The sequence below is a fragment of the uncultured Corynebacterium sp. genome (assembly GCF_902489365.1).
Lineage (GTDB): Bacteria > Actinomycetota > Actinomycetes > Mycobacteriales > Mycobacteriaceae > Corynebacterium.
Map to the genome: position 1 here is coordinate 27001 of NZ_CABTZR010000012.1, position 18002 is coordinate 45002.

At 62.4% G+C, this 18002-nt stretch carries 15 protein-coding genes and 2 tRNA genes; 6 read left to right on the plus strand and 11 right to left on the minus strand.

Translation table 11 applies throughout. From position 1 onward, the window contains the following. Positions 1-44: 44 nt before the first annotated feature. The 3 genes from RDN59_RS03260 (at position 45) to RDN59_RS03270 (ending at position 1773) form a co-directional block, all read left to right on the plus strand. A tRNA-His gene (locus RDN59_RS03260) sits at positions 45-117 on the plus strand. Between the two features lie 222 nt (positions 118-339). Further along, positions 340-1200 carry a siderophore-interacting protein gene (locus tag RDN59_RS03265; RefSeq protein ID WP_308606581.1) on the plus strand — a complete coding sequence of 287 codons (861 nt, stop codon included), beginning with the start codon at positions 340-342 and terminating at the stop codon, positions 1198-1200. Positions 1201-1227: 27 nt separating this feature from the next. Next, a complete protein-coding gene (locus RDN59_RS03270) occupies positions 1228-1773 on the plus strand; it encodes a DNA-3-methyladenine glycosylase (RefSeq protein ID WP_308606582.1) in 546 nt (181 codons plus the stop codon). A 46-nt stretch (positions 1774-1819) separates the two neighbouring features. On the opposite strand, the gene sucD is transcribed toward RDN59_RS03270, so the two are convergent. From sucD to RDN59_RS03290, 4 genes are all read right to left on the minus strand, one after another. Further along, entirely contained in the window at positions 1820-2698 is an 879-nt protein-coding gene (gene sucD, locus RDN59_RS03275) for a succinate--CoA ligase subunit alpha (RefSeq protein WP_308606583.1), read from the minus strand. An 8-nt stretch (positions 2699-2706) separates the two neighbouring features. Next, positions 2707-3879 carry an ADP-forming succinate--CoA ligase subunit beta gene (gene sucC / locus RDN59_RS03280; protein WP_308606593.1) on the minus strand — a complete coding sequence of 391 codons (1173 nt, stop codon included), beginning with the start codon at positions 3877-3879 and terminating at the stop codon, positions 2707-2709. A 203-nt stretch (positions 3880-4082) separates the two neighbouring features. Then, on the minus strand, positions 4083-4727 hold the full coding sequence (locus RDN59_RS03285; RefSeq protein ID WP_308606584.1) for a hypothetical protein: 645 nt from the start codon (positions 4725-4727) through the stop codon (positions 4083-4085). Positions 4728-4782: 55 nt separating this feature from the next. Beyond that, positions 4783-6012 (minus strand): Ig-like domain-containing protein, encoded by a 1230-nt coding sequence (locus RDN59_RS03290; RefSeq protein WP_308606585.1) that lies wholly within the window; start codon positions 6010-6012, stop codon positions 4783-4785. 287 nt (positions 6013-6299) lie between these two features. On the opposite strand from RDN59_RS03290, the gene RDN59_RS03295 reads away from it, so the two are divergent. Then, a tRNA-Lys gene (locus RDN59_RS03295) sits at positions 6300-6372 on the plus strand. A 47-nt stretch (positions 6373-6419) separates the two neighbouring features. Here the strand turns inward: RDN59_RS03295 and RDN59_RS03300 are convergent. Together RDN59_RS03300 and RDN59_RS03305 are read right to left on the minus strand one after the other, a co-directional pair. After that, entirely contained in the window at positions 6420-6965 is a 546-nt protein-coding gene (locus RDN59_RS03300; RefSeq protein ID WP_308606586.1) for a 2'-5' RNA ligase, read from the minus strand. Positions 6966-7067: 102 nt separating this feature from the next. Further along, on the minus strand, positions 7068-7346 hold the full coding sequence (locus RDN59_RS03305) for a DUF3618 domain-containing protein (RefSeq protein ID WP_308606587.1): 279 nt from the start codon (positions 7344-7346) through the stop codon (positions 7068-7070). Between the two features lie 200 nt (positions 7347-7546). On the opposite strand from RDN59_RS03305, the gene bcp reads away from it, so the two are divergent. Together bcp and RDN59_RS03315 are read left to right on the plus strand one after the other, a co-directional pair. Next, positions 7547-8017 carry a thioredoxin-dependent thiol peroxidase gene (gene bcp / locus RDN59_RS03310; RefSeq protein ID WP_070509732.1) on the plus strand — a complete coding sequence of 157 codons (471 nt, stop codon included), beginning with the start codon at positions 7547-7549 and terminating at the stop codon, positions 8015-8017. A gap of 3 nt (positions 8018-8020) precedes the next feature. Further along, the gene (locus RDN59_RS03315; RefSeq protein ID WP_308606588.1) at positions 8021-8659 is read left to right on the plus strand and encodes a TetR family transcriptional regulator; all 639 of its coding nucleotides are present in this window, start codon (positions 8021-8023) and stop codon (positions 8657-8659) included. Between the two features lie 13 nt (positions 8660-8672). On the opposite strand, the gene RDN59_RS03320 is transcribed toward RDN59_RS03315, so the two are convergent. From RDN59_RS03320 to RDN59_RS03340, 5 genes are all read right to left on the minus strand, one after another. After that, positions 8673-9104, minus strand: coding sequence for a holo-ACP synthase (locus RDN59_RS03320; protein ID WP_308606589.1), 432 nt, complete (start codon positions 9102-9104; stop codon positions 8673-8675). Between the two features lie 31 nt (positions 9105-9135). After that, the gene (locus RDN59_RS03325) at positions 9136-9888 is read right to left on the minus strand and encodes an ATP-binding cassette domain-containing protein (protein ID WP_046647351.1); all 753 of its coding nucleotides are present in this window, start codon (positions 9886-9888) and stop codon (positions 9136-9138) included. A 2-nt stretch (positions 9889-9890) separates the two neighbouring features. Further along, positions 9891-10949: an ABC transporter permease gene (locus tag RDN59_RS03330; RefSeq protein WP_308606590.1), complete on the minus strand. Its 1059-nt coding sequence runs from the start codon at positions 10947-10949 to the stop codon at positions 9891-9893. Continuing rightward, positions 10946-11941 carry a substrate-binding domain-containing protein gene (locus RDN59_RS03335; RefSeq protein WP_308606591.1) on the minus strand — a complete coding sequence of 332 codons (996 nt, stop codon included), beginning with the start codon at positions 11939-11941 and terminating at the stop codon, positions 10946-10948. Before RDN59_RS03335 ends, RDN59_RS03330 begins: the two co-directional genes overlap by 4 nt. A gap of 97 nt (positions 11942-12038) precedes the next feature. Then, a partial coding sequence (locus RDN59_RS03340; protein ID WP_308606592.1) for a polyketide synthase occupies positions 12039-18002 on the minus strand: 5964 nt, incomplete at its 5' end.

Here is an 18002-nt window from a genome sequence, read left to right on the forward strand (position 1 = left end):
ACGACGTGGGTTAACCTGTATCTCGTTGCTTTCGGGCAACGATGGTGGCTGTAGTTCAGCTGGTAGAGCACCAGGTTGTGATCCTGGGTGTCGCGGGTTCGAGCCCCGTCAGCCACCCCGAACAAACCCCGCATTGTGCTTGAGCAGGATGCGGGGTTAACTTTTTGCGCCAATCCTCGGACTCAGAGCCACTCCCCACCCCCCACGCCGCGCACGGCGGCCTGCACTGCAAAGCCCGCAACCAACCCTAGACTTAGATACTTTAGCCTTACCTAATTACATAATGTGTAGGCTTATATCCGCACAGCAACTCAAGTATTCCGAAGGACAGTGATAACAATGGCTGCCCAAACTAAAGAAGTGGCGCCGAAGCGCAAGCCCCGCAAGGCGCATGAAGCAACCGTGACTGGTCGTCACCAGGTCTCTCCGGATTTGGTTCGGTTGAGCATGAACTCCCCGGCTTTTGTGGGCAAAGAGCTGGAGTTTACGGATCACTACATCAAGCTGTTGTTCGTACCACAATGCACTGACTACTCTTGGCCGTTTGATGTCCAGCAGATTCGTGAAGAGCAGCCGCGTGATAAACAACCGATTCTCCGCACCTATACCCTGATCAACCTGAACCCGGAAACCGGGGACTTCGACGTTGACTTTGTCACCCACGGTGATTCTGGCCTGGCTGGCCCGTGGGCACGGGTCGCCGAAGTCGGAGAGAAGATCGGTTTCCTCGGCCCAGGTGGTGCGTGGGGACCCACCGCAGAATATGAGCACTTTGTGTTCGCTGGCGATGAATCCGCGGCACCGGCCATCGGTGCCGGCTTGAAGCGCCTCCCCGAAGACGCGACTGCAACTGCATACATCGAGATCGCGGCCGAAGACCGCACGTTTGAACTCCCTACCCGCGAGGGCGTGGAGGTCGTCTGGGTAGTCCGCAATGGCGCCACCCCTGGTACTGAGCTATCCCGCGTGGTGCGCGAAGCTGGTATCCCCACGGGGAAGAAAACCAGCTGGTTCATCCACGGTGTCGCCGAAATGATCAAAGAGCTGCGTCGCTTCCTTTTCGTGGAATCTGGAATTCCCAAGGAAGACGTTTCTATCTCTGGCTACTGGCGCATCGGCATGACTGAGGACCAGTGGCAGGCCTCCAAGCGCGAATTCAACGCAGAGATTGAAGCCGAAGAAGACAAGGCCAAAGCCTAAACCTCGCTCGCACGTTAGACTGCGGCAATGATCGATTTCACCGCCTCCGCAGACATTGTCGCTCCCCAACTGCTGGGAATGGTGCTGACGCACAACGGCGTCTCCATTCGCATCACAGAGGTGGAGGCCTACCTCGGCTCAGGCGATGAGGCCTCGCACACCTTTAACGGACGTACTCCACGCAACGCCGCCATGTTCGGTCCACCCGGCCACCTCTACGTCTATGTGTCCTATGGCATCCACCGAAACGGCAATATCGTTTGCGCACCCGAAGGTACCGGCGAGGGCTGCCTGCTGCGGGCCGGCGAAGTAATCGACGGCTTAGACCTCGCCTACCAACGCCGGGGCGACACCGATTTTTATAACCTCGCCCGCGGCCCTGGCAATGTGGGCAAGGCCCTTGGCTTCAGCATCGAGGACAACGGCACGCCCGTACTCCTCAGCGAGCGCGAAATGGAGCCGGAGTGGGTCCGCGGCCCACGCATTGGAATCTCCAAGAACCAAGACGCAGCCTTGCGCTTTTGGATCCCCTTTGACAAGACGGTGTCGCGACGCCGCGGTCTCCCCCGCTAGTTCTTATGTGAGGGGCATGGGGCGAACCACCCCATGCCTCACCCACCTATGCCAAGGCTGCTCGCACCAACTCTGCTGCTTGGGACGGGGTCTTTCCTACCTTTACACCGGCGGCCTCCAGTGCTGCCTTCTTTCCTTCTGCCGTACCGGAACCGCCCGAGACGATGGCACCGGCGTGGCCCATCGTCTTACCCTCTGGTGCGGTAAATCCAGCAATGTAGGCAATGACCGGCTTCGTCACATGGTCCTTGATATAAGCCGCAGCGTGCTCTTCTGCGTCGCCGCCAATCTCACCGATCATGATGATTGCCTCGGTGTCCGGGTCATTCTGGAATGCCTCGATCGCAGAAATATGCGTCGTGCCGATGATCGGGTCACCACCGATTCCCACGCACGTGCTGAAGCCAATGTCTGAGAGTTCGTACATCATTTGGTACGTCAACGTGCCCGACTTCGACACCAAGCCAATCTTTCCCGGGTTTGGAGCGGTCTCCGCCGGGATAATGCCCGCATTAGATTCACCCGGTGTGTACAGCCCCGGGCAATTGGGGCCGATGATGCGCGTCTTGGACTCTCGTCCCAGCGCATAGAGCTCCGCCGTGTCCTTCACTGGGATTCCCTCGGTGATGATCACGACGAGCTCAATGCCAGCGCGGATCGCCTCCTCCGCCGCATTCTTGGTGAACTTTGCTGGCACGAAGATGACGGTGACGTTGGCGTCTGTCGCCTGCATAGCCTCGCGCACGCTGCCAAACACAGGGATCTCGCGCCCCTCAATATCCACGCGTTCGCCGGCCTTGCGCGGGTTGACGCCACCTACGATGTTGGAGCCGGACGCCAGCATGCGGCGCGTGTGCTTCATGCCTTCCGAGCCCGTCATGCCCTGCACAATGATCCGCGAGTCTTTGTTGAGAAAAATCGACATATCTACTCCTAGTTCGCCAGCTCAGCAGCCCTGCGGGCAGCAGCATCCATGGTTTCAACCTGCTCCAGTTTGGGCAGGCGTGCGTCATTAAGAATCGAGCGTCCCAGCTCGGCATTGTTGCCGTCGAGGCGCACCACGAGCGGCTTGGGCTCAATGCCTTCAGAATCCAAAATCTTGTACGCCTGCACGATGCCCTTGGCAACCTCGTCGCACGCGGTAATGCCGCCGAAGACGTTGACGAAGACAGATTTCACTTGCGGGTCACTGAGAATCACCTCAAGCCCGTTAGCCATCACTTCCGCATTGGCACCACCGCCGATATCCAGGAAGTTCGCGGGCTTTGGCTGCGATGCAAGGTCTTCGCCGGCGTAGGCCACGACGTCGAGCGTTGACATCACCAAGCCAGCGCCGTTGCCGATGACACCCACCGAACCATCGAGCTTGACATAGTTCAACCCCATCTTCTGTGCCTTGAGCTCCAGCGGGTCGGTCGCACCGTGGTCTTGCAGGTCGCGGTGCTCGGGGTGGCGGAACTGCGCGTTATCATCCAGCGTGACCTTGCCATCGAGCGCAATAATTTCGCCGCTTGACGTCTTGACTAGCGGATTAACTTCCACCAGCGTGGCGTCTTCCTCGGTATAGACCGTGTAAAGCTTCTTGAACACGGGCACGAGCTTGGCGACGTCCCCCTCATCAAACCCCGCCTCATATGCCATGTCCCTAGCGAGGGTATCCGTCATGCCGTCGAGCGGGGAGAAGCTGCGCTTAATCAGGGCATCTGGGCGCTCCTCGGCCAGCTTTTCAATCTCCACGCCACCTTCTTTGGAGAGCATGGCCAGGTAACGGCGCTTGGTGCGGTCGAGAAGGATCGAGAAGTAGTATTCCTCAGCGATGTCTGCGCCTTCTGCCACCATCACCTTGCGCACGGTATGGCCTTTGATTTTCAGGCCTAGGATCTCGTTGGCCTTCTCCGCGGCTTCCGCAGGGCTGTGTGCTAGCTTGACTCCCCCGGCTTTGCCGCGCCCACCGGTTTTGATTTGTGCCTTGACCACAACCACCGGCGTGCCCAGCTTCGTGGATGCTTCCTCAGCCTGCACGGCCGAGGTCGCAACAATGCCCTTAAGGGTGGGAACCCCATGAGCTTCAAAGAGGTCTCGAGCTTGGTACTCGTAGAGATCCACTTCTGCCTCCATCTTTGCAGTGAATAACTAGTTCTCCACAAGATTCACCAAAACGAAGACGTGATGCAAACCACTTAACATTCGTACCTGCGCAGTGCTTCACAAAGTGCGCAGGCATGACACAACGCCGCCCGTTGCGGGGCCACAGTATGCCAATAATGAATTAACTGACTTCACTTTCGGGGGCACCCTCGGCGGTGACCCTAAGCAATGCTGTCAATAATCGCGGCCAACTCCTTCGAAGCGCCCTTCATGTCTTCCACGTCCTTAGCATCACCCATCGAGTGCCGGAACATGTAGTTAATCACCTCCGCATTCCCCACGGTGGTAACACAAAAGAACTGCCGCAGGTCCGCCTCCGGATGCTTTGCGCAGGCAAAGTAGCGACCGCCCTCAGTGAAGTCGAGGTCCTCAAAAGGTTTGACCTCTTCGCCGTTCTCTCGCTCCTGACGCTGATAGTCCTCGGCGATAAACGAGCGCACATCCCGAGCCGCCTGCTCATTGTCCTGCGGGCAGGGATCGGTTTCTCTCTCATCTAGATAGTTGGCATTGACCATAAATTGCAGCCCATTCGCCTGATAGAAGCGCCCCCAGCCATCGGGCTCACCCGCGTCATAGGTGGGATCGTGCGCCAAGCCAGCGAATTCCTCCGGCATCGCCTCCAACAGCGCCGGGACATCGAATTCAGTGGCGCACGTACCTTCCTCAGCCAGAGCGGCAGCGCTGACGCTTGATACGAGCGGGCTTGCACTTTCGCTTTCCTCATGCGTGCTACCGCCTACCGAGGAGCATGCCACCAACGCCAACGGCGCTAGTAGCACTATCGCAGCTCGCTTATACCAGTTCATCCGGGGCCCTTTCCTTGGTAGTTTTTCCGTAAGGCTACCCCGGCAATCAGCCGGGCTACTGGTTAGCGGTAGCGTTCCCCGCAGACCATGTCTCCCAGTCCATGTTCCAATCTCCCAGGCCGTCGAGCGGGCTTAGCACGCCACCGCCGGTGTTGGAAACCCTCACAATATCGCCGCGCTTGACCGTGTTTTGGAACCACTGAGCAGCCTCAGTAGTTACATTGATACAGCCGTGGGACTGGTTGTAACTGCCCATCGCACCCACAGCCCAGGGCGCTGCGTGGACATATATTCCGGAGTAGGACATCTGGGTCGCCCACTGAACGTCGGTCTTGTAACCGCCGGCGTCGAGAGCCAGGCCAAAGGTAGTCGAGTCCATGGTGAGGGACGGGTACTGGTCACCGATAATATAGGCGCCATTCGGGGTGTCCCACTGGCCATCCCTACCCATCGACACCGGAATCCGGCGCAGCACCTCCCCATTCTTGAACACCGACATCATCTTCGTGTTGTTATCGATCAGCGTGATGACGCGATCACCGATAGTAAAGTTGGTTGAGGCATCCTCGCCGCCGTAGACACCACCGCCAAGGTTGCGGCCGTAGAGGTCGACGTCGACAGTCACTTTCGTGCCCGGCTCCCAGTAGTTCTGCGGTCGCCAGCGCACCTCCTGGTTATTTACCCAGTAGAACGCCCCCTCAACGGCGGGCTCGGTCTTGACCGTGATGGCCTTCTCGGCTGCCTTGCGGTCGGTGACATAGTTGCCGAAACGCACGCCGATAACCTGGCCCACCCCTACTTCGGAGTCCGGCAGCGGGCTCAACGCCACCTCAGACACCGCCGCGGCCTGCGGGGTGGTGAAGGTGATGGTCTTGTGGGTGCCATCCTTGTCTGTGGCATCGATGGTGTAGGTGCGGTTATAGCCCAGTACCTCAGCACTCTTCCACGTGGTCGAGTCTGAGGACAGCTCATCTTCCACTTCAATGCCAGCCTCGTTGGTCATCGTCACCGACTTCAGGCCAGCCGGGGAACTCACCTCCACCGGTTCGGATGGATCAACATTGCTAGCACCGTCCTTGACGGAAAACTTCAGCTGCTTCGCTTTAGCGGCTGCCGAGGCCGACGCCTCCGCCGAAGCACTCGCTTGGGAATCTGCCTCAGAGTGACTATCGGCTGGGCTGGAAGTCTCGGCCCCGCCAATGGTGCAGGCGGTCAGAAGGGAGGCAGTCGCAATGAGACTCGAGAGAAGCACTGCGGGACGTGCAGAAGGGAATAGAGAGTGCACATAAACCCCTAGCTCATAAAAAGAACAAACAAGGACAAGAGTGCACTAAGCCTAACCGCCCGCACGGCCTTCCAACTAGTTAGCGCCACCGCCCTTAACCGTTTCGTTACCGGCCTTTCCCACTCCCGCACCCCACGCTTTCAAGGAAGAGAAAAATAGCCGCTACCTAAGGAGTCCAAAAACCTTTATTCACCTGGCGATTTTACCTTTTCAGGAAGAGGGTGTTAAAGTTACATCTCGTTGCACGGCAGGCACTGAGGAAATCAGAGCCAGCTAGGTAAACACCAGCGCCATTAGCTCAATTGGCAGAGCAACTGACTCTTAATCAGTGGGTTCGGGGTTCGATTCCCTGATGGCGCACAACATCACCCCCACCCGGGTTATCCGGAGTGAGGGTTTCCTGTTTCTTAATCGCTCGGCGGATTCGCGCTCGCGACCGACGGCACAGACCCGCCAAAGATGTCGAGGCGCTGCGTCTTAGGCCTCCACCACGCGGCATGGTCAGCCCTAAACTCTTTATGCTCCGGCCCGGCGATTTCATCGAGTGCGCGCATATAGTCAGGCACGAGCGCTCTAGGCAGACGCAACCCCATGGTCAGGTGCGGGGTCCACCGCGGCCCGCGGCCTTCTGGGTTTGCGGCGCTAACCTGGCGCGCAGCGATCTCCAGGTCATCCGTGGTTTCCAAAAGCCACGCTACGGTCTGTTTACTTTTCCTGCCGAACACCACCGTGCCTACGCGGTGGAAGACCGCCGGCATCAGTGGTGGCAGCAGCTCGCGCGCCAGTTCCACCACGCCTGGGTCCATTGTCGGCGCGAAGGTCACTGTGATGTGCGGGCGCTGGTGCTGGACGGGAAAGCCTTCCTCCGCCAACGCCGTAAACACCCCGCGCACTACGGCCTCATCCTCCGGCCGCAAGTACAACAAGAGGTTCTCAGGGGAATTTCGACTCACGCCCTGAGTCTAACCAACCGCCGGTTGCCTTTTAAGATCCCAAATAAAAAGGTCCCGCCCAGGTTTCAATCTCCTGGCGGGACCTCGCTGTGTAGTGCGCGCTTAGCGACGCTCAGCAAGCAGACGCTGCAGTTCCTTGATGTCAGACTTGCGGCGCTTGGAGCGGAACACGGAGAAAGCGATGAGGCCTACGACAGCAGCGCCCACGCCGGCGAGTGCCATCTGTACGTTGCGCTCCTGCAGCTTCTGGGTGGCCGCACCCTTGGCGTCCTCGACGAGGTTCTGCGGCCTGCTGCGATCAGCCAGCTCATCCAAGGTGCTAGCCAGCTGACGGCGGGTGCGCTCGATGTCGCGCTGGATATCATCAATGTTGCGTGCCACGTGAATCTCCTGAATTTTGGCTTCGTTCGGTGTTGTTGCGGTTAGTGTCTTTCCAACCGTTGAGGTTCTAACGTGGACATTCTACATTGACTCGCGACACCCCCGCATGTCCACCCGAGGTTGGATTCACCTACGGGACACCGTGGGGACGCAGAGTTGTGTGGGAAGGCACTGTCCCGCAGCACGGTAAGGTAGAAACCATGACTGAAGCACAACGACTGTCCGTGGGTGACAAAGCCCCAGCTTTTTCCCTCAGCGATGATGCCGGCAACACCGTAAGCCTCAGCGACTATGCCGGCCAGCGCGTGGTGGTCTACTTCTACCCGCGCGCCAATACCCCTGGCTGCACGAAGGAAGCCTGCGACTTCCGCGATAGCCTAGAGCAACTCAATGGCATGAACATCGCCGTGGTGGGCATCTCCCCTGACAAGCCCGAGGCCCTGGCTAAGTTCCGGGAGGACCATGAGCTGAACTTCCCGCTGCTGTCAGACCCCGACAAGGAAGTCATGACTGCGTACGGCGCTTTCGGTGAGAAGAAGAATTACGGCAAGGTAGTGCAAGGAGTTATCCGCTCTACCTTCCTCGTCGAAGAAGACGGCACCATTGGCCAAGCCATGTACAACGTCAAGGCCACCGGCCACGTCGCCCGCGTGCTCAAGGGGCTCAACTAAACCGTGGAATCCAGCTCGAAGTCACCGGAGATTCTGGTCCCGAGGCGTCGCCCAGCGCAGGCACGCAGCCGGGCCAAGTATGACCGGATTTTGTCCTGCGCGCGTCAAACGCTCGTGGACCATGGCTTCGAGTCTTTTACTTTCGACGAGGTCTCGCGCCGCGCGGAGGTACCGATTGGCACGCTGTATCAGTATTTTGCCAACAAGTACGTGCTGATCTGCGAGCTCGACCGCCAGGACACCGCCGAAATGCTGGCGGAGGTTGAGCGATTCTCCCAGCGCGTGCCGGCCCTGCAGTGGCCGGACTTTCTCGAGGAGTTCATTGACCGTATGGCGCGCGTCTGGCGCGAGGACCGCTCGCGCCGCGCGGTGTGGCATGCCGTACAGTCCACGCCGGCCACCCGCGCCACGGCCGCTGACACGGAGCTGTCTCTCCTCAAACCCATCGCCGAGATCATCGAACCACTTGCCCAAGGCATGGATGAGACCGCCCGCGTGGAGATTGCGGCCTTCCTCGTCCACACCGTGGTCTCGCTGCTGAATTACAGCACTATGCGCTCGGAGGAAAGCTTCGATGGCGTGGTGGAAGAAATTAAGCGCATGCTCATCGCCTACCTCTTCGCCATCGCGACCAGCGCCTAGGTCATGGCGTGAGTTATGGCGTGTGCCGCGAAAGATACACGATGGCGGTGGCGTAGTCACCATCGTGGCTGATCGACAACGCCGTAGAAAAATCCCCCAGGGATTCCCGCGTGAGACAGGCAATCTCGCCCCGCAGTTCCAGTGCTACGCGGCCCCACGCATCGGGGCGGACCTCAATCTCGGCCCAGTCCACGGCCTCCTCTGTCATGACCGGCGGGCGCCCGTAGAGTGCTTGGGACCACGCCTTGATGAAGGCCTCCTTCGCTGCCCAGCGCCCCGCGAGGTGCTGCGCGCGGGCAGCACCTCTCAGTCCACGGGCCTGCGCCACGCGCAGCTCGGAAGCGCTAAAGACCCGCGCAAAGCGCGTTCCGGGAAGCTCCAGCTGCTGGGCAAAGGAAGGGATGTGTACTAGGTCGGTGCCCACGCTCACGCCGCTCACTGTCATACGGGCCAGCTTAGCTGCCCCACAGCGCGTTCTAACGCGCTAGCTCTTGTTTGAGCTCCTCCAGCTCATCGCCGCCGGCCATCCATTGGGTCAGCTCCGGCAACGTGACCTCCTCCTTGGAGGCATCCAGCGACATCTGCCCCACCGTGAGCACGATGAAGTGATCTCCCACGAGGTAGGCGTGTTGCGGGTTGTGCGTAATGAACACCACACCCATGCCGCGTTCGCGGGCGGCGTCGATAAAGCGCAGCACCATGCCCGATTGCTTCACGCCGAGCGCGGCGGTCGGCTCGTCCAAGATGATGTAGCGCGCGCCGAAGTAGATGGCGCGAGCAATGGCGACCACCTGGCGCTGGCCGCCGGAGAGAGCGGAGAGTTCCACGGAGACGTCGCCAAGCTCAATGCCCATCTCGGCCAGCTGGTCATGCGTAATCCGCTTCATTTCTTCTTCACGCAAGCTCCCCAGCGCCCCGGTGAGCTCCTGCCCCAAGAAAAAGTTGCGCCACACCGACAGCGAAGGCACCAGCGCCAAATCCTGGTACACGGTAGCTATACCAGCATCGAGGGAATCGCGCGGGCTGGCGAAGTTCACCTCTTCCCCATCGACGGTGATGGTGCCGCCGGTGGGCTGGTTGAGGCCGGCGAGGATCTTGATCAGCGTGGACTTACCCGCACCGTTGTCTCCCAGAACGCAGGTCACTGCGCCTTCCTTGACGCTGAGGTTGATACCGCGCAGGGCGTGGAAGTTGCCGAAGGTTTGGGAAATATCGTGCAGCTCAATCATGGTTATCGCTTCCTCGTAAAGTTGGCCACCGAGGTGTTCGTGAGCACGGCAAAGAGCAGCATCGCGCCGAGGAAGAACTTGAACCAGTCAGGGTTCCAGCCAGCGTACACGATGCCCTGGTTGGTCATGCCGAAAATAAGCGCGCCGATGGCGGTGCCCACCGCGGTACCGCGCCCGCCGGTCATGGAGCAGCCTCCAATGACCGCAGCGATGATGTAGAGGAACTCGTTACCAATGCCTTGGCCGGCCTGGATGGAATCAAAGGCAAAAAGGGTGTGCATGCCCACGAACCACGCTGCAAATCCGACGAGCATGAACAACGCCACCTTGACGCGACGCACGGGAACGCCGACGGCGCGGGCGGCTTCATCGTCGCCACCAACGGCGAAGATCCAATTTCCCCAGCGCGTCTTGTACAGCACCCATGAGGCGATGGCGACGAAGAGGAGCCACCAGATGACGGTAGCGCGGATGCTCAAGCTGCCGATGTGAATGGTGCCGGCAAAAATGATGCGAGCAGAGCCGAAGCCTTCCATGTCCGAAATGGTGGGGGTGGCTACCTGGCCGGTGACCAGCTTGGTAATCGCCAGGTTGAGACCCTGCAGCATAAGGAAGGCCGCCAGGGTGATGAGGAAGGAGTCAATCTTGGTGCGCACCACAAGGAATCCATTGAGCGCACCGATGGCCAGCGCGGTCAACAAGGAGAGGCCCACGCCCACCCACGAGTTGAGGTGGAAGTTGTAGTTGAGCATGGTGGCCACGAGCGCCGCGGAGGTCACCGCCACGCCCGAGGACAAATCAAACTCGTTACCAATCATGAGCAGGCCCACCGCCAGGGCCACGATACCCAGCGTGGAACTGGCGTAGAGCACCGTGGAGAGGGCCTCCACCGAGCGGAAGGCGGGCGCCACAATCATGAAGAGGACGAAGATGACCACAGCGCCGAGCAGGCTGGCCAACTCTGGGCGGCGGATGAGCCGCGCGAAACCGCTGCGGCGGGTCAGGCGCGTATCGGTGGGGCTAGATAGAGCCTCGTCTGATGCAGTGGCGGTTTCGCTCATCGCAGACCTGCCTTAGCGGATTCGGAGATGATGTCCACGTTGGTGGAATCCACGAAGGAGGGGCCGGTGTACACGGGGCGGCCGCCACCCATCGTGGAACCGTTGCGGTGTGCCAACCACAGCGAGTCGACGGCGAGGTAGCCCTGCATGTAGGGCTGCTGGTCGACGGCCCACTGGATGCGGTTGTCCGCGATGGCGTCGACAAGCTCGGCGTTGGTGTCGAAAGTGGAGATCTTGGCCTGGGAGGAGGCATCGGCAACCGCGTCGGCGGAGCGCATCGCCACGGAGGCCTGCAGCGCCATGATCCAATCGATGGAAGGATCCTGGCTCAGCTTTGCGTTAATGGTGGACTGCGCGGCGGTCAGATCCTTGCCGTTGACGTAGAGGATCTCCACCTTGCCGTTGTCCAGCCCGTCCTTCACGCCGGCGCAGCGCGACTCCTGAGAAGAGTTGCCTTGCTCGTGGATGACGCACAGAACGTGCTTGGCGCCATCGTCCTTGAGGCGCTCACCGGCCTTGGTGCCGGCCACCTTTTCCTCCTGGCCGAAGAAGGCGCTCATGCCGTACTTCTGGTAATCATCCATGCCGGCGTTAAGCCCCACGGTGGGGATGCCGGAATCCGCAGCTTTCTTGGCCACAGGGCCAATCGCCCCAGAGTTGGGCATGGTCACGGCGATGCCGTCCACGCCGGAGTCGATGGCGGATTGCACCAAGTTAGCTTGGTTGGGTGCTTCCGGGTCGGAGGAGTAGCGCAGCTCGATGTTGTCCTTGCGGGCGGCATCCTCCGCGCCCTTGCGCACGAGATCCCAGTACGTATCACCCGGCGCGCCGTGGGAAATCATGGCGACGACAAGGCGTTCGGTGTCGACGCCACCGGCTAGCTCGCCGTCCGCTTCGGGGCGGGGCGCACCACCGGTGGCGGAGCAAGCGGCAAGCAGAGTGGCGGCGACCACCGAAATAAGGCCTAATAGGGGCTTCTTAGCTTTATTCACCCTTGCATGGTGCCCCAGATTGAGGGACTTCTCCAACCCGTCTGACCTGCTTCTTTATCGTTCCAGAGGCTGCACGCTGGGGATACGCCAACGGAAGCTACCCCCGTTGCGTTGTGTCTCCTCCCTCCGGTTCGAGGATGCCGTCACGCAGCAGCGCGGATTCGCTCAGCAGCACCGCGGCCTCTCTTTCGGTCACCTCGGTGGCTGGGCCCGAGCCAAGGTTGCGGTTCACCGGCCTCTCGTACAGCGCTGCTCCACCTCGCATGGCATCTTCTAGGCGCCGCAGACCACGCCGCTCGCGATCGGTAGCGGCTGCCCGCCAGGCTTCGGCCACGCCCTCGCCCTGCTCCCGGGCCAATGCGGCAAAGAAAGCACCCGGGTGGATCAGCGCGATGAGGGCGGAAACATGCCCGAAGCCCAGGGAGGTCACCAGGCCCGCCTTCGGCGGGGTGCGGCGAAGGTCCAACGGCTGGCGCAGCCACAGCAGGTGCGAGTGACGGCGCAGCACGGGATCGACGCAATCAAGCGAACGATTAGGCGGGAGAATTCCGCTGCGCAGCACCTGGGACAGCCCCACCAGCTGGAAGGCGGCGGCACCGCCCTTGGCGTGCCCGGTCAGGCTCTTTTGCGAAACCACATACAGCGGGTTGCCGGGGCTGCGGCCGAGTGCGGCGGCGATGCGCTCGTGCAGGTCCGATTCGTTGGGGTCGTTGGCGTTGGTGGACGTATCGTGCTTGGACACCACCGCAATATCGTCCGCGCCCACGCCGAGGGCCGCCAGCGAGCGGGCCAGGCGAGAGTCCTGCCCACCCCGCGCCGCGGAGAGTGCGCCCAAGCCCGGCGCGGGGATGGAGGTGTGCGCGCCGTCGGCGAAGGACTCAGCAAAGCCCACCACGCCGAGAACCGGCAACCCCATCTCCGCCGCGAAGGTTCCCCGCGCAAGCAGGATAGTCCCGCCGCCTTCGGACTCCACGAAGCCGCCGCGGCGGCGGTCGTTGGCGCGGGAGAAGAAGCGATGCTCAATCCCCTTCGCTTCCAACTCCGCGCTATCGGCCGTGGCCGCCATGTCACCAAAGCCGGTAATTCCCTCGATGGATAGGGCATCAACGCCTCCGGCCACCACGAAATCGGCCTTTGACAGGCGCAGCTTGTCGACGCCCTCCTCCACCGACACCGCCGCCGTGGCACAGGCGGCCACCGGGTGCACCATCTGGCCATAGCCGCCGACATAGGACTGCATCACGTGCGCGGCAATAACGTTGGGCAGCGCTTCCTGGAGGATGTCATTGGGGCGCGGCTGGCCGAGAAGTTTGTCGACGTACAGCGAACGCAGCGCCTCCTGGCCTGCCATGCCGGTGCCCTGGGTGGAGCTCACCCGCGCCGGGTGGACGTGGGCTAAGAGCTCGGCCGGACTAAAGCCCGCCGACAGGAAAGCTTCCACCGTGCACACCAGGTTCCAGAGGGCTAGGCGGTCGAGGTTATCCACCATGTCCGCGGTGATGCCGTAGACCTGCGGGTCGAAGCCCTCTGGAATCTGGCCGCCCACAAAACGCGTCATAGCCACGCGCCGCGGTACCCGCACCGCGGAGCCGGCGGGCCGGGTGACCTGCCATTCGATCTCACCGGTCGGATCAGTAACGCGCCGCAACGTGGCACCCTCGCAGCTGTCGACGAAACTGCGCGCCGTCGCTTCATCCCCCACGGTGAAGCTCAGCGGCTTCTCCAAGTAGATGGTGGTCAGCTCGGGCGCGAGGTTATCCACCATGGGCAGGTGCGGGCCGAAGTCATCGTGGAAGCGGCGCACACCAATTCCGGCGAGGACCTCGTCGTGGAAACGCTCGTAGACGTCTTCCTCCGCTAACTCCTCACCTTCGGCTGTCAGCCAGCCGGCCGTGTGCTCATCCCAACTGACGAGTCCGCGGCTCCACGCCAGCTCCAACACTCCGGCGGCGGAGAGCTCTCCGCCGACCTCCACCTCATAGCGGGTACGCGAGGAGCCCAGCGGGCCCAGCTCGCCGGCACCGACGATGACCACCATGTCTTCCAGGGACTGCGTCGCCCCGCTGAAATCGGGGCTGGTCCACTCCTTAGGCCTCAGCACGTTCGGCAGGGCCTTTACCGTGCGCGGAGCTTGCGCTCCAAGAGTGCCCCTTGCGGGATGGTCAGCAGCATCGGGGGTGTCACCAAAACCGGTCCCGGCGTTGTCGGCACGCGCCGCGCTGGCAAGTGCAGCAAGGTCCAGCTCAATCTCGGTCAGCCCACCGGTGAGGTCAACTCTCAGCGGTGAGGACGCTGCCTGGGCGCGGATGTCGGGGGAAGCGGTGGCGTCGAGAAGCTGCACCGCCATCTCCTTCGCTGAGAAGGTCCGCACGCCACGGGCCTCCACCTGCTCAACTAATGGATCGTTGCCGCCCATCAGGCCGGTGCCACGCACCCACCCAATGTGGGCGTGCACCAGCGAGGTCCGCGCACCCCAGCTGGATTGCTCAGAAGACCAACGGTTAACCAAGGCATCGAGGCCAGCCTTGGCCTCGCCATAAGCACCATCGCCGCCGAAGCGTCCACGGTTGGGCGAGCCTGGAAGCACCACGTGCAGTCGATGGCCCACGTGTGTATCCGCGCCCACGGCGGAAAGCGCCGCAATGAGCTTTTCTACCGACCACAGCAGCACGCGCATCTGGGACTCCGCCCCCGCACCGGCATCCTGGAGGGTACCCGCCACACGCGGCGCGGCGAAGGGCAAGAGGAGATCCGGCACGTAGGCCGGCTTCAGTTGCACGGACTCGCCACCTACGGTGGCGGTGCGCTCCGCCGCAATCCATTCCACGAGCGCATCCACGTCCGCGAAGGAATTGAGGTTTGCCGGAACGACCCACAGCGCTGCCGCGCCGACAGCCCGCCTGCGGTAGAGCTCCTTATAAAACTCTAGGCGCTCGTGGCTTAGCTGGGAGGTCGTCGCAATCACGGTTGCGCCCTCCGCGAGCAACTCGCCAATGAGCTCGGCGGCAATCGAACCCGGTGAGCCACCCGTCACCACCGCCACCTGATCAGCGAAGAGCAACCCGTCGGCCGGGGTGCGGGCATCGCGGGCCAGATCTTCGTAGCCGAAGTGCTCAGCCAGGAGCGCAACCTCCTCGCCGGTGCCCAACACGTCTAGCTCGGGCTCAGCTTCTCCGGCGGCGGCCGCGCGGGCGATGCCCTCGCGGGCGCTGGCCCAGCGGTCGTCGAGAAGCACTGCCTTGCGCGCATCAAAAGCGGGGGCGACGCGCTGCCGCCAGTCCGGCCCCAGCTCCGTGGCAACGAGTTGCTCCAGCTCCGTGTGTGCTGCGCTGTCCCCCTGCTCAATCGGGGTCTCCTCACGGCCGAGGGCGGCGAGTGCGGCGCGGGCGGAGTCCTCCAGCGCCGATTCAAGGCGCTCGGTATAGGCGCGCACCGCCTCCGGGTCCACGGTCTCGTGTGGCGTTGCCGATACGGCCTTTTGCAGCGAGACTCCTTCGCACTCGCCGGCGGCGCGCACCGCGGCGTCGATCAGTTCATCGAGCTCAGCAACCGAGGCCGCGCCGGTCATGGGCAAACTGGCCAGGTTCCCGCCGCGCAGCGAGGAGCCCTCGCGCGTGCCCAGGACCAGCTGCACGATCGCGCGATCGACCCAGCCCGGGCCCAATCCCCAGGTACTGCTCACGCGCTCGGCCACGTAGCTCGGCTTCTTGCCCGCCGGTCCCGTGAGCCGGTTGAGAGTCTGCGCGACCTGCTCTCTGAGGACCTCCCCGAAGGTTGCATAGCCCGGCGCGCGCTGAGCCACGCTCTCCGCCAGCTGCGGGATGGCAGCATCCGCGGCATTCTCGATAGCGCTGATGCCGAACTCCACGCCGAGGTCAACGAGCAACTGGTTGCGGCGGGAGGACACGCCTTCCACGAGGGTTTCGATAGAATCGGTCGCCGCCATCTGGTCAGGCCGGACCTTGGTCCACAACGCAATAAGCATCTCCAGGGCCTGGTGCACGCTGAGTGGGCGGTCCGCCACCACAGCCGGCGCCTCCTCGCGCGGGGCGTGCACGGTTTCTTCATGGTGTGTGGTGTGCGTTAACTGCTGCGGCTCAGATACTTCCGGTTCCGCTTCGGCGGTCTCCGGCTGTCCAGCCACCTGCGCTGCTGGCTCGGGTGCCGTCTCGGCGTCGTCGGCAAAGACCCGCCCGCGGTCGCGCTCATAGTTGAGCACCTCGATGTCGGTGCTGCCCGCGTACTGGGGCAGGCGCAGGGTTTGGCCCAGCATGTTGGTCAGCGTCGGCGCGCTGCCAACGCCGACCTCAATGAAACGCTCCACGCCGAGCTGCCCGAGGATCAGGTCCTGGGTCTCTATCCAGCGCACCGGGGAGGCAAACTGCCAGGCCAAAAGCTCGATGAGCAGGGTGCGGCCCAGGCGCGCCGGGCATGCCATGGCACCATCGAAGTCCACGAGGATCTCCTCGATGGGCTCCGAGTCCACCACTTCTGCGATGGCCTCCACGAACTCGCGGCTCAGTGCGAAGGGCCGCGCCACGAGGTTAGGGATATAGCGCCCCACCAGCGCATCGAGGTTGATCTCTTCAGGGATGAGTGCGTCGAGGTGCGTGCGGAAATCCGCCACGCCGCCCACTAAGCGGGAGGAGTGGAAGGGCACATCAATCCCCGGGATGGGGATGACGGCACGCTGCCCAGGAGCGCGGCGCTCGGCGTCGCGGCTCAGCGCATCCAGGCCCGCCTTCGTGCCGGCGACCGCGTATTGACGCCCGGCAATATTGTGGTTGACCACTTCAAGGAACTCGCCCGTCTCCGCGGCCACACGAGCGACATGGGCGAAGGCTTCGGTCGCGCTCATCCCCATCTTGTGCGGGCGCAGCGCCGCCAAACCATAGAGGGACTGGCCCGCGGAATCGCGCTCGACCAGATGGTGCATGGTCAGCCCGCGGACATAAACGATGTCCAGGACCGCCTCCAAGGACAGGACCTCGGCATAGGCGGCCAGGGCGTTGTACTCGCCCACCGAGTGGCCAGCGAAGAAGGCACAACTTTCAAGGACCCCGGATTCTTTAAGCGCTGCAATCTGTGCGCAGCCGAGCGTCGCCATGGCCACCTGCGTGAACTGCGTCAGGTAGAGCACGCCGTCTGGGTGGGTGAAGGTCTCACCATCCACCACCACGGTGTCGGGGTTGTGGCGGACGATCTCCAGGATGGAAAAGCCCAAGCTCTGCCGCGTGTGCTTGTCCGCGCGCTCCCACACCGCGCGCGCCGCTGCGGATTCCGCATAGTCCTTCATCCCCATCCCCGGGGATTGGATGCCCTGGCCGGGGAAGGCATAGAAGGTGGTGGGGCTGCTCATCGTCGCTCGCGCTTGCAGCACCGGCACGCCCTGGCTGGTGGCGGTCACGCTGCGGACCTCGCCGTAGCCGCCGCGCTTGTCGACGCCCACCCGTTCCACCTCGAACTCCACCTCACTGCCTGGCAGCACGGGTGCAAGCCAGGTAGCGGACCACTCGAGGACGCGGGCGCCGTCAAAAGCCGCGGTCGCCTGCGCCAGCGCCGAGGTCCACATGCCGTGGACGATGGGGCCTTCACGATGCCCCGCCAATGCCGCTGCGTTCGCGGACAGGTGGATGGGGTTCCTATCCCCCGTTACCACGGCGAAGGGCAGCAAGGATTCCGGTGCCACCATGCTGGTGCGGTGGCGGAAGGAGCGCGGAGTCTCACGGACCAATGACTCTGCTGTCTCTGCCCCGTTTTCTTGTGCACCATAAGTTGCGGTGCGCGCGAGCTCGAGCGGGGCGTCACCACGCCGCCCGGTGATAAGGAAACGCTCGTGCAACTGCGCGAATTCATGTTCTTCTCCGCGCACGGCGACGTTGACCGCAACGCTCACGTCGACGAGGCGTCCCGAGGGCGTATCGCGTACCTCCTCCAGCTCGGCGGTGTAGCTCAGTGCCAAGGGCTCGGAGCCTGGGGCGGCGCTGCTGCGAAGCAGCTCCCAGGTGTCTGGCGTGAGGCTCAGCGAGTGCTCGAGGTGGACGAGGTCAAGGAAGCCTTC